General features: G+C 31.5%; 9 protein-coding genes. 2 read left to right on the top strand and 7 right to left on the bottom strand.

The window, feature by feature from the left end; all coding sequences use genetic code 11:
* Nucleotides 1–14 precede the first annotated feature (14 nt).
* On the bottom strand, nucleotides 15–3,200 hold the full coding sequence (locus N5D46_RS01285; RefSeq protein WP_280048965.1) for a T9SS type B sorting domain-containing protein: 3,186 nt from the start codon (nucleotides 3,198–3,200) through the stop codon (nucleotides 15–17).
* 117 nt (nucleotides 3,201–3,317) lie between these two features.
* On the opposite strand from N5D46_RS01285, the gene N5D46_RS01290 reads away from it, so the two are divergent.
* Nucleotides 3,318–4,904: a peptide chain release factor 3 gene (locus tag N5D46_RS01290; protein ID WP_280048966.1), complete on the top strand. Its 1,587-nt coding sequence runs from the start codon at nucleotides 3,318–3,320 to the stop codon at nucleotides 4,902–4,904.
* Between the two features lie 55 nt (nucleotides 4,905–4,959).
* Nucleotides 4,960–5,802, top strand: coding sequence for a DUF4197 domain-containing protein (locus N5D46_RS01295; protein WP_280048967.1), 843 nt, complete (start codon nucleotides 4,960–4,962; stop codon nucleotides 5,800–5,802).
* A 94-nt stretch (nucleotides 5,803–5,896) separates the two neighbouring features.
* On the opposite strand, the gene N5D46_RS01300 is transcribed toward N5D46_RS01295, so the two are convergent.
* The 6 genes from N5D46_RS01300 to N5D46_RS01325 all read right to left on the bottom strand — a co-directional run bounded on the left by N5D46_RS01300 (nucleotide 5,897) and on the right by N5D46_RS01325 (nucleotide 12,434).
* Nucleotides 5,897–7,597 (bottom strand): ribonucleoside-diphosphate reductase subunit alpha, encoded by a 1,701-nt coding sequence (locus N5D46_RS01300; RefSeq protein WP_038335663.1) that lies wholly within the window; start codon nucleotides 7,595–7,597, stop codon nucleotides 5,897–5,899.
* 79 nt (nucleotides 7,598–7,676) lie between these two features.
* Complete coding sequence (locus tag N5D46_RS01305) at nucleotides 7,677–8,636, bottom strand: ribonucleotide-diphosphate reductase subunit beta (RefSeq protein WP_280048968.1); 960 nt, start codon at nucleotides 8,634–8,636, stop codon at nucleotides 7,677–7,679.
* Nucleotides 8,637–9,019: 383 nt separating this feature from the next.
* A complete protein-coding gene (rny, locus tag N5D46_RS01310) occupies nucleotides 9,020–10,594 on the bottom strand; it encodes a ribonuclease Y (protein WP_115001244.1) in 1,575 nt (524 codons plus the stop codon).
* 251 nt (nucleotides 10,595–10,845) lie between these two features.
* Nucleotides 10,846–11,136: a cell division protein ZapA gene (locus N5D46_RS01315; RefSeq protein WP_280048969.1), complete on the bottom strand. Its 291-nt coding sequence runs from the start codon at nucleotides 11,134–11,136 to the stop codon at nucleotides 10,846–10,848.
* Between the two features lie 7 nt (nucleotides 11,137–11,143).
* Complete coding sequence (locus tag N5D46_RS01320; protein ID WP_019975371.1) at nucleotides 11,144–11,488, bottom strand: hypothetical protein; 345 nt, start codon at nucleotides 11,486–11,488, stop codon at nucleotides 11,144–11,146.
* Between the two features lie 121 nt (nucleotides 11,489–11,609).
* Nucleotides 11,610–12,434: a hypothetical protein gene (locus tag N5D46_RS01325; protein ID WP_147280015.1), complete on the bottom strand. Its 825-nt coding sequence runs from the start codon at nucleotides 12,432–12,434 to the stop codon at nucleotides 11,610–11,612.
* Nucleotides 12,435–12,471: the final 37 nt, after the last annotated feature.

Consider the following 12,471-nt stretch of genomic DNA (forward strand, 5'->3'; position numbering starts at 1 on the left):
TATTTTTCAATCAATTATTTGATTTTACGTTTTACTAATATACTTCCAGAATATAAAACTTGCAAATCATCTGATTGCTTCGAGAATTCTAACAAATACCAATATGTCCCATCTGCAACAGGTTTACCATTTAGCGTTCCGTCCCATTTTATAATATCTGTTCCTTCTTGTGTCAATATCTGTTTTCCGTAACGGTCAAAAATAATCAATTTGTACGAATTTGATGTATCGGTAACTTTACCATCTTTTGTCATTGGTTGCCAAATATCATTAAAACCATCATTATTTGGTGTTACAACATTTGGTAAAGCAAGGTAAATAACATTTTTACGCTCCGAAACTCCACAATTATTCAATCTTACTCTTACTGTAAAATTATTATTTTTGATATTATCTGGAATAATTAATTCATTCTTTGTTTGCCAATCTACAATTACTTTTCCATCAGAATCAAACAACGCATATTCTAACTTTCCATTTCCTTTTGCAGAAACAATTATACTTTTTTCGTTGATTGTAATTTTATCAATTGTAGGCAATACTGAAAGAGAAACAACTAACGTTTTAACAATAGAACAACCCGATAATTTATCTTCAATTGTAATTTTATAATTACCTGCATCAAGCTCAAAAATATATGTTCCTAAAATTCTAGTTCCATCTTCTTTTTCTACCTCATAATAATACTTATCGTAATCTGTTTGAGTTGTAAAATCTAACTTATATTTTTCTCCTGTACACAATGGATCTGGATTTTCAACCTCGATATTAGGTAAAGAATTTTTCTTGTAGTTTAATTTTAAGGTAATCACACCACAATAGTCCAAATTATAAAAATCAACATCTACTGAACCTTGATTAGAATTAAATTGATCAAAAATTTGATCTTTTGTTTTAGAACTTGTTAAAGAATAATTAGTTTGAATGTAATCTAAAATTGCTTGAATTTGAGTTTTCGCATCATCGTTTTCACCTTCACAAAAAACAATTGGATTCGCTTTTGTATAACTTTCTAATGAAGGAACATCAACAATTAAATCTTGTTTTTCATTGATAATAATTTCTTTTTCGACAAAACACGAATTGTCTAATTTATTTTTAAAACGAACTTTAATCGTTGCTTTCCCACCTACAAAAATTAATGGCGTTGAATTATTATGCAAAATTTCGGAGTCATAATCTATGATAGAATTTGCTCCAAACAAATTACTTAATACTTGATCGTCTATTGTAATTTTATCATCACAATCTGCCGTTAATTCTTGTGTAGTATCTGTTACATTTGGTTTCGTAATCACTTGTAATTTTAATATCATTTCTTCTGACCAACAAGATTCACCCGTTTTTTGAACTTTAAACGAAATTGTTTTGGATTGATTATCTGCAAGCGTTTCATTAGAAATTCCTTGGAATGCAGAAACTGAAGTTCCTAAAACTGTTTTTAGATAACTCTCTATATCAGCTTTAGCAAACATATAACCTGCTCCTACTTCAGCACATGTAGAATTTAAAGTTGGAATATTATCAATCTTGTCGAAATTAGATTCGTCTAAATTAAATGTTAATTCTACAACTGTATCACAAATTGTATTTCCATTATCAGCTGCCAAAGCTTTTACAATGATTTTTCCATTTTTAGTTGTTTTGATATATGTAAATAAATCTGTAATTTCAACTAAACTATCTTCTTGATAATACTTTAGGTTATAGTTGTTACCATTTTGAATTCTATCAATTGTATTATCTACATGGATTTGTGTAAAATCTGCTAAACAAATATCTTTTATTTCTGCTGGAAGAATATTTGCTTTTGAGGTTTGTTTGATTATTAATGTGCCTTTCTCACCCAAACATCCCGTTCTATAATGAACTGCTTGATATGTTAAGTTTAATTGACCTGAAATTATATCTATTTCATTATTCTCATAAACTTCTGTTCCATCAGATAAATAAAATTTTAAATCGTAATCTTCATCATTAATAACCTGAGTTTTAATTCTTAAATCAAATTTATTAATAGTGAATTTAGAATTGCATGTTGTAATTATTTCTGGTGTATATAAATTATAATGTTTGACATCTCGAATATCGATTTGAAAATCATCTGTACTCTCACATAAATCAGTCCCTATATAAGTGATAGAAACATTCATTCTCACAAGATCATCACTAAAGTTTATTGTTTGACCATCAGAATATCTTACACCTCCATATTCAACATAATTAATTCTAAAATTATTCACATCTGTATAATCCGTCACGTGTTTCTCGATAATATCTTTATAATTAACAACATAATTTTTCCCACAAACTTCATACGTATAATCCGTAAAATAGAAATTATATCCTGCTTTAAAATTAATAGTAACTGTGTATCTATAAATCTCTACATTTCTATTATCATAGACTTTGGCTATATAAGTATGCCCTAATCCTATAGAAGAATTAATATCAGTTGTAATTTCATCTGTAGAAGTAACTGAATTAAATATTTTTATTTTATTTACATCAACTATTTGTGAATGATCTACTGAAATTTGTGATTTGACTTTATCTTTAACTTCTGAAATGGTATAAACTTCACTAAAACATTTACCTGACAATTCTGTATTTCCACTAATTGGCTCTGGTTCACATACAATTGCTGTACCTCCCGGAGTAACAAAACTAATTTTTGCATTAGAATCACGACTTACAAATCCTATTACAATATATTGTCCAGCAACTACATCGATTGGTTTTAATTCACCATCAGCATCATTTCCTCTAATATTATCATAATATTCACATTCATCAGTTTCAGAACTAAACAATCCTCTATCATTACTTTTATCACTAAAAGAACTTCTTACAGAATTATAACGTGTTTTATTATTAAAGAAAAAATTATTCAATTCATTTTCTGATAAAATCCAAACTTGAAAATTAACAGGATTGATTGCTGTAAAATTATATTTAAACTCAAAACTACCTCCTGAAACTACTTTATAATAATTTATACTTTTGTATTTATCATTTTCATCATTTCTACACGAAACGCCATTACTATTATCTTTTATGGCTGTTTTAAATTCAATATTCTGATAAGCTGTAGATAAACTTAAGTTAGAATTGTTTGTACATAGATTATTAAATTCACTTATCTGCCCCCAAACAATCCCACTAATCATCAACAATAAAAAGTAAAATATCTTTTTCATACGTCTTTCGTCAACTATTTTTAGAATAACGCAATTTACTTTAGAATATTCTATCAACCATAATGTTTCTAATTTTCGTGAGATAAACTATCTTTGCAACCTGAAAATTTGATTAAGATGTCTTTAGAACAAGAAATAAATAAAAGAAAAACCTTTGGAATTATCGCCCATCCCGATGCTGGTAAAACAACTTTAACAGAGAAGTTATTACTTTTTGGAGGCGCAATTCAAGAAGCTGGAGCAGTAAAAAGTAACAAAATTAAAAAAGGAGCAACTTCCGATTTTATGGAAATTGAACGCCAACGTGGTATTTCGGTTGCTACTTCAGTTTTAGCATTCGAATATAAAGGAAAAAAGATTAATATCTTAGATACGCCTGGTCACAAGGATTTCGCCGAAGACACTTTCCGTACCCTAACTGCCGTAGATTCTGCAATTGTGGTAATCGACGTTGCAAAAGGGGTTGAGGAACAAACAATCAAATTGGTAGAAGTTTGTCGTATGCGCAAAATTCCGATGTTGGTTTTCATTAACAAAATGGACCGCGAAGGAAAAGATGCGTTTGATTTAATGGACGAAGTTGAACAAAAGTTAGACTTACAAGTAACACCTCTTTCTTGGCCAATTGGTATTGGAGCAACTTTCAAAGGAATTTATAATATTTGGGAGAAAAACATCAATATTTTTTCTGGAGATAATAAACAAAAAATTTCTGAAACAACGAAAGTTGAAGATTTATCAAGTCCAGATTTAGACACATTAATTGGAACAACTTACGCAGAAAATCTTCGTAATGAAATTGATTTGATTGATGGAGTTTATCCAGAATTTGATATGAAAGAATATATGGACGGAAATTTACAACCTGTATTTTTTGGTTCTGCTCTTAATAATTTTGGTGTTCGCGAATTGTTAGACGCATTCGTTGATATCGCTCCAACGCCTCAATCTAAAGAAACAGATTTGAGAATTGTCGAACCTTACGAAAATAAATTTTCTGGCTTCGTGTTCAAAATTCACGCAAATATGGATCCTAAGCACCGTGACCGTTTAGCGTTTATCAAAATCGTTTCTGGGAAATTTGAACGTAATACCAACTATTTCCATGTTCGTCAAGGTAAAAACATGAAATTCGCTGCGCCAAATGCTTTCTTTGCTGATAAAAAAGAAGTGGTTGACGAATCGTTTGCGGGTGATATCGTTGGTTTACACGATACAGGAAACTTTAGAATTGGTGATACGTTGACAGAAGGTGAAAAATTTTCTTTCAAAGGAATTCCTGCTTTCTCGCCAGAACATTTCCGTTACATCAACAATGCTGATCCAATGAAAGCAAAACAATTGGAAAAAGGAATTGATCAATTAATGGACGAAGGTGTTGCGCAGTTATTTACATTAGAAATGAATAATCGTAAAGTTATCGGAACCGTTGGTGCACTGCAATATGAGGTTATCCAATATCGTTTAGAGCACGAATATGGTGCAAAAGCAACGTACGAACCTTTCTCTGTTCACAAAGCGTGTTGGGTAGAAGTTGAAGATGAAAAATCAGAAGAATTCTTAGAATTCAAACGTGTTAAACAACGTTATTTAGCAAGAGATAAATTCAATCAATTGGTATTTTTAGCTGATTCTGCTTTTACAATACAAATGACACAAGACAAATTTCCATCAGTGAAATTACATTTTGTAAGTGAGTTTTAAATTTTGGTCAGATAATTGAATTAACCAACTGAAATATTTTTTAGAAAAAATCTAAATGAAAAAGATCATATTAAGTTTAACATTGATTTCAGCGTTTGCAGTAAATTCAAAAGCACAAGATTTGAAATCAATTTTTGGAACATTAAAAAAAGAAGTCGAAAAAGTAAACACTCAAACGACAACACAAAATAATTCAACAGTAAAAGTTGATTCAATAAAAGTTGTAAATGGTTCAACAGAATCTAAAACAATTTCTGCAGAATCCTTAACAAAGTTAAATGGTTTATCTAACGCAACTGTTGCCTCTGGATTGAAAGAAGCTTTGTCATTAGGATTAACCGACGGAATAAAATCATTGGGTCAAAAGAATGGTTTTTATAATAATTCGGTTGCAAAAATCTTGATGCCAGAAGAATTACAAAATGTTGAAAAAACTTTGCGTTCTTTAGGAATGGGAAGTTTGGCAGATAAAGGAATCAAACTATTGAATTCTGCTGCTGAAGATGCTGTTTCTGAAGCTGCTCCTATTTTTGTAAATGCAGTTACATCGATGACCATTACAGATGCGAAAGATATTCTAGTAGGAGGAAATAATTCGGCTACAAATTATTTAAAACTAAAAACAACATCTGATTTAACAAAGGCTTTTCAACCAAAAGTGGAAGCTTCTTTGGGAAAAGTTGGTGCGGATAAAGTTTGGAATAATTTGATTACAAAGTATAATACGTTAACTGGAAACCAAATTGATCCAAATCTGAATGCATATGTAACACAACAAACAATAAATGGTGTGTTTAACATGGTTGCAGAAAAAGAAGAAGGAATTCGTGGAAATAAAGCATTGCGTACAACATCATTGTTACAGCAGGTTTTTGGAGCACAAGACAGTAAAAAGTAAATTTGTTTTGAGATAAATTTCAAGATGACTTTCAATAAAAAAATCCGCTCAAAAGAGCGGATTTTCTATTTGTAATAAAATATATCATTTCCTATTAAGCTTCACAAGAAGAACAAGAAACTAAGTTTGCAACTAATTCCTTAGAAACTGATTGTGAACGCTGATAGTACAATGTTTTTACACCTAATTGCCAAGCTTCGATCATCAAACGGTTAACTTCTTTCACAGGTAAATCTGGTGGAATATTTAAGTTTAATGATTGTGACTGATCTACATATTTTTGACGAATTGCTGCTTGTTGAACAATTTCTAATTGAGAAATTTCTTTGAATGTTTTGAACACATCTTTTTCCTCTTTTGTCAATTGCTCTAAATGTTGCACAGAACCTCCATTCAACATGATTTCGCGCCAAATATCCTCGTTATCGATTCCTTTTTCACGTAATAATCTTGTCAAATATTTGTTCTTACGCATAAAATTTCCTTTCGATAAACCTGCTTTGTAATAATTAGAAGCAAACGGCTCAATTCCTGGAGAAGTTTGTCCTAAAATCGCAGAAGAAGACGTAGTTGGTGCAATTGCACAAGTTGTCGTATTACGACGACCATAACCTTTTAAAACTTCTGGTTCTCCATAAATACGTGCTAATTCTTCTGAAGCTTTGTCTGCTTTAGATTGAATATGCTTGAAAATTTCTGTTGTGCGTAATTTCGCTTCCATCCCTTCGAAAGGAATCATGTTGCGTTGTAAATAAGAGTGCCATCCTAATACTCCTAAACCTAATGCGCGGTGACGTTTTGCAAAACGATTAGCTGATGCTAAATAATGATTTCCTTCTGTTTTTTCGATGAATTCTTGTAAAACTGCATCTAAAAAGAAAATTGCTAAACGTACTGCCTCAGTATCTTTCCATTCGTCGTATAACTCTAAGTTCATAGAAGATAAACAACAAATAAATGATTCATCAGCAGATGAAGGCAACATAATTTCTGAACAAAGATTAGAAGCGTTGATTGACATTCCTAAATCTTTGTAAACCTGTGGTTTATTTTTATTTACGTTATCTGTAAAGAATAAATATGGTAATCCTTTTTCTTGACGTGATTCTAAAACTTTCGCCCAAATTTGACGTTTATCCGCATCTCCATCAATCATTTCTTGCATCCAATAATCTGGTACACAAACACCATAAAATAAATTCTGAATTGAACTTCCGATCGATTTAATTTTCAAAAATTCTTCGATATCATCATGGTCAATATCCAAATAAGCTGCGAAAGCTCCACGACGTGTAGAACCTTGAGAAACCACATTCATCGCAGAATTGAACAATTCCATAAACGAAACAGCACCACTACTCTTTCCGTTATCTGTAATTGCTGCTCCACGCTCACGCAATTCACCAAAATAACCAGAAGTACCACCACCAATTTTAGTTTGCATGATAACTTCTCCTAATTTATGCGTAATTCCTTCAATACTATCTGGAATATGAACATTGAAACAAGAAATTGGTAAACCACGCTCTGTTCCCATATTAGCCCAAATTGGAGATGATAAACTCATCCAACCTCTTTCTATCATTTCTTTGAAAGATTCTTGCAATTCTGGTTTGTATAAACGCTTTGCAGCCGCAGCTGTAATACGATCTATAGCTCCTTCAACTGTTTCTCCTTTCAATAAATAACCTCTATTCAAAATTTGTTCTGATTCAGAGTTTTTCCACCATAATTTTGGTGCTTCACCGTCAAAAAATATGTTTTGAATGTCGTCGTGTGGTATTGGATTGTCCATAGTTTTAGAATTTATAATGATGTGATTTTGTTAAATAATTTTATTTATAGTTGTGTTTTTGATAAAAAGTTTCGACGGTTTAAAATAAATCGTCTGCCGAAATACTTTTGTCGTGTTTAGTATAATCTACTGGTCTTTTTGCGAAGAAATCGTCTAAGCTACTTGCAAAAACTTCTTCTTCAAACCAAGCCATTGGCTTATATTGTTCTTGTGAAATATGAAATATTTTTTTGTAACCAATTTTAGCAATCGCTTCATCAATACGGTATTTCATATAGTTTAATAAATCTGCTTTTGAGTAATAACCAAATTCTCCTTTCTCGAAAATCCAATCTAACATCATTTCTTCTTGATCGATATATCCACGAACAGCAGTTTCTACCCAATTTTGATCTAATTCGTCTGGTAATAATCCTTCTTCACGAATTTTATTAATCAAATAAATTCCAGCATTTGCGTGAATTTGCTCATCTGTAGATGTCCAAGCAATGATATTTGCAGTATTTTTCATTAAACCATCAAAACGTGTAAATGCCAAAATATTTGCAAATTTCGAGAACAACGAACTATCTTCAATAACCAATGCAAAGAACAATAATTTCTCTACAATTGATTTGCTCTCGTCGCGCATAATTTCGCCAACAAATGTATTATAGCTTTTGAAAATTGGATTTTGTAAGGCTACATTAAATTCATCCAAATATCCATTTACCTCCAAAATACGCGAATACGCTTCACTGTGTCTAAACTCACATTCTGCAAAAGTAGCACCTAATCCATTCAATTCTGGTTTTGGAAAATAGTGATATAAATCTCCCCAAAATCCTTTTACCGTTACCTCAACTTGCGCAATTGATAAAATAGAACGTTTGTGAATTTCGCGTTTCGCATCATCTAAATTTGCATGATAATCTTGGATATCCGAAGTAAAATCTACTTCTCCATGTACCCAATATGCTTTTTGGATTGCTTCTGTAAAGGTTAAAATTTCAGGATATTCAAATGGTTTATAATTTACCCTTTTATCAAAAATAGACATAGTTTTTTGGACTTTTTAGATTAATAAACTTTGGTAAAAACGAATTCTTTCATCAAAATAAATGAAGTTGGTTCTTTTATTTTATTTAGAAATTTGAACCTCAATAGGGTTACATTTTCGTTTCAATTACTCATCGATTCTTTCAAAATTAAGATAAGATTTTACAATTAAAAATTTTGTAATCTTAAAAATTAAAAAGGTTATCAACAAGTTGTTAATTATTTGATTATTAATTAATTATTTTTGAATTTTTATTCGTTATAATTTAATAATTTTTATCAAAATAACAACTATAACTTGGATTAATTTTCTATAATTTAACAAAAAAAAATAGGCAAGCCTTGTTGTAGACTTGCCTAAAGAATATGATTAAATTCTAAATTTTATCTTGCAATATTTACTGCACGTGTTTCACGAATTACAGTTACACGAACTTGACCTGGATAAGTCATTTCGTTTTGAATTTTATCCGAAATTAAGAACGATAATTCAGCTGCTTTTGTGTCATCAACTTTATCACTTTCTACAATCACACGCAACTCACGACCAGCTTGAATCGCGTATGCTTTTTCTACACCATCAAAGTTAAGAGCCGTAGCTTCTAAATCTTTCAGACGTTGCATATACGATTCCACAACTTGACGACGAGCCCCTGGACGAGCACCAGAAATTGCATCGGCAACTTGTATAAGTGGCGAAATTAAAGAAGTCATCTCTATTTCATCGTGGTGAGCTCCAATTGCATTAATTACGTCTGGATGTTCTCCATATTTCTCTGCCCATTGCATCCCCAAAATTGCGTGAGGCAATTCAGATTCTTGCTCCGGAACTTTACCAATATCGTGTAATAAACCTGCACGTTTCGCTAACTTAGGATTTAACCCTAATTCTGCAGCCAAGGTTCCTGCCAAATTTGCCACCTCGCGAGAGTGTTGTAACAGGTTTTGACCATAAGAAGAACGATATTTCATTCGTCCAACAATACGAACCAAATCTTTGTGTAAACCGTGAATTCCCAAATCTAAAATTGTTTTCTTACCAACTTCGATAATTTCATCCTCAATTTGTTTTGTTGTTTTTGCCACAACTTCCTCAATACGTGCTGGGTGAATACGCCCATCCGTTACTAAACGGTGCAAAGATAAACGAGCAATTTCACGACGAACAGGATCAAAACATGAAAGAATAATCGCTTCTGGCGTATCATCAACGATCACCTCAACTCCAGTCGCAGCCTCAATTGCACGAATATTACGTCCTTCACGACCAATGATACGTCCTTTGATTTCATCAGATTCAATGTTAAACACAGAAACTGCATTCTCTATCGCTTGCTCTGTTCCGATTCGTTGAATAGAAGAAATCACAATTTTACGCGCTTCATTTTTCGCATCCAATTCAGCCTCTTCCATAATTTCTTGGATATGAGCTTGTGCTTTCGTTCTTGCTTCGTCTTTCAAGACTTCAATCAATTCAGCACGTGCTTCATCAGCAGAATAGTTTGAAATTTTCTCAAGGATTTCTACTTGTTTTTTGTGCATCGTATCCACTTCTTTTTGCTTAATGTTAAGCTTCTCTGTACGTGCTTGTATATTTCCTTTCTCAGATTTAATCTGATCTTTTTGTTTCTGAATTTCTGCTAAGTCCGTTTTGATTCTCTCTTCACGTTCTTTTACTTTAAGCTCAGCATCAGCTACTTTTCTTTCACGTTGATTAACAACTTCTTCGTGTTTAGATTTTAATTCTAAAAATTTTTCTTTGGCTTGAAAAATTTTCTCTTTTTTAATGGCTTCACCATCTTTCTCAGCATCATTAATCAAATTTTGTGCTTTGCGAGTTGCTTCGTCAATCAGTTCTTGATTCTGTTTATCAACTGATTTTTTTGATAAGAAATATCCCACCGCTGCACCTATGATTAATGTAACAATTGCAATAATTATTGTCATAATTGGGTCCATAGATTATGTAATGTTTATATATAAAAAAACCTACATTAGTAAAGTATGTTTTGAGTTAACTCCTGTAAACAGGATTTGAGTTAGTCCGTCAGTCAAGTATCCGCTGTCAAATAAATGAACCTAAAAGGTTGCGGCCCGCTTTCCGAACGGTGTTCACTCGGTAACAAAACTAGTGTTGAGTTAACCAAAATAGCTAGAACTAATGTAGGAATATTGTTTAGTGGACAGTTTCACAACTGTCAGAACTTCTCTTATTTTGCGATTGACTGATCAATCAATTCTAATAACTTCGAAATGCGCTCTGTTGTCATTTCTTCGTTATCTTTCACTTGCTTTTTCAGCTTTGCTTCACGTAAAGCTAACTGAATTGTCACCATTGCAAGCGCGTCTTGTTTGTCAGAAACAGCGTACTTTTGTTCAAATTGTTTCAAAATACCATTTATTACTTCTGCACAAGAAAGTAACATTTCTTCCTCGTCAGAATTAATCGTCATTGGGTAATGACGTGAAGCAATTTTTATCTCAATTCGTTGAGTTGACATTCTTTTATTAATTATTAGTTTTAATTTGAGCGATGCACGTATCGACTTCTTTTATTAATTTGTTCATTCTTTGCTTCATCATTTGTTTGTACTCCTGATTTCCGCTCATTGCATTAACGACTTTTAATCGTTTTACTTCCTCATTTAAATTTAAGTTATTCGCTTGCGAATCTCTCAATTTATTTTTCAATCGGGCATTTTCTTCTTTTAGAGAATTGATTTCATTTTGCAATTTTTCCAATTCTTGTATCGAGTTTTCAGCGCCCTTCAATATATCTTTATAATTCCCAAGTTGGCCTAAAACACTTAAAACTTTGTTTTCAAGTTCATTAAATTTTACCATTTTTTCCATCTCCTGAGAATTTCAATTATTCTAGCTTCTATTGCAAAAATAGTATTTTTTTACTTCTAATCAATACAAAAACCTAAATATTATCAGTTTTTTCTTATTCATTTGACAAATAGAGATTTACTTACATTTTTTGTTTCGTTTCTCTATTCTTCACTACTTTCACAACATACTTGATACTAAAAAACAAAAACAATACCGAAAGAATAGTTGGCAGAAATTGACAGAAAATAATCAAAATTGATTTGAAATAATACATTCCATCTTTCCAACTTTGTTTTAACTCATATCCTAAGTTGATTTCTCTATAAGCTTTCAAATCAGTTTGTGGTAAAATATTCGTTACAACTCGTGGTTCTTCTGATAATTGATACGCAATAGTCGCATAAGAAGTAGCATCATTTATCAACGCTTTATTCACTTTATTTTCGATTTGTTTCGAGATTTTCATTGCTTTATTGTTTTCATTTTTCAACTCATTTTCATATTTCTCAAAGGTCATTTCTTCATTATTAATCAAAATATGATCGATAATAATTCCTTTATCCACTGCAAATTTGACATGCTCACGCAATTTATTTGACGGAACTTTCAATTCAATCAAATAAGAACGTTGAATTTTGTCTATTTTCTTCACGCTTTCTTCAGATAATTCAACTATATCCGAATCTAAAATTTGATTAATCATTTCACTATTCAAAACAAATCCATTCAACGAAATCGCATTTTCTTCGATTTGAACCGCATCTTTCATCGCATCTTTTACTTTCATTTCGATCAACGCATTCGATTTAAAAACCTTCCCTTCTACTTCTAAATTTGCAGCATTAGAAACCGCAACTTCTTCTTTCGCATCAGCAGCCAATTCTGCATTACTTTCTGAACCTTTGTATTCATTACAACTTACGATAGAAACAACTATAAAAAGTGCTAAAATAATTTTTCTCATGATGATGTTTTTTATGTTTGATTTTAAAATTACTTTC

The organism is Empedobacter sp. GD03865 (assembly GCF_029840775.1).
GTDB lineage: Bacteria > Bacteroidota > Bacteroidia > Flavobacteriales > Weeksellaceae > Empedobacter > Empedobacter falsenii_B.

What these genes read in the sequence shown, in the direction of transcription:
- N5D46_RS01295 (WP_280048967.1), top strand. Translation starts at nt 4,960, where the DNA reads ATGAAAAAGATCATATTAAGTTTAACATTGATTTCAGCGTTTGCAGTA.
- N5D46_RS01315 (WP_280048969.1), bottom strand. Translation starts at nt 11,136, where the DNA reads ATGTCAACTCAACGAATTGAGATAAAAATTGCTTCACGTCATTACCCA.
- N5D46_RS01325 (WP_147280015.1), bottom strand. Translation starts at nt 12,434, where the DNA reads ATGAGAAAAATTATTTTAGCACTTTTTATAGTTGTTTCTATCGTAAGT.
- N5D46_RS01320 (WP_019975371.1), bottom strand. Translation starts at nt 11,488, where the DNA reads ATGGAAAAAATGGTAAAATTTAATGAACTTGAAAACAAAGTTTTAAGT.
- N5D46_RS01290 (WP_280048966.1), top strand. Translation starts at nt 3,318, where the DNA reads ATGTCTTTAGAACAAGAAATAAATAAAAGAAAAACCTTTGGAATTATC.
- N5D46_RS01285 (WP_280048965.1), bottom strand. Translation starts at nt 3,200, where the DNA reads ATGAAAAAGATATTTTACTTTTTATTGTTGATGATTAGTGGGATTGTT.
- rny (WP_115001244.1), bottom strand. Translation starts at nt 10,594, where the DNA reads ATGGACCCAATTATGACAATAATTATTGCAATTGTTACATTAATCATA.
- N5D46_RS01305 (WP_280048968.1), bottom strand. Translation starts at nt 8,636, where the DNA reads ATGTCTATTTTTGATAAAAGGGTAAATTATAAACCATTTGAATATCCT.
- N5D46_RS01300 (WP_038335663.1), bottom strand. Translation starts at nt 7,597, where the DNA reads ATGGACAATCCAATACCACACGACGACATTCAAAACATATTTTTTGAC.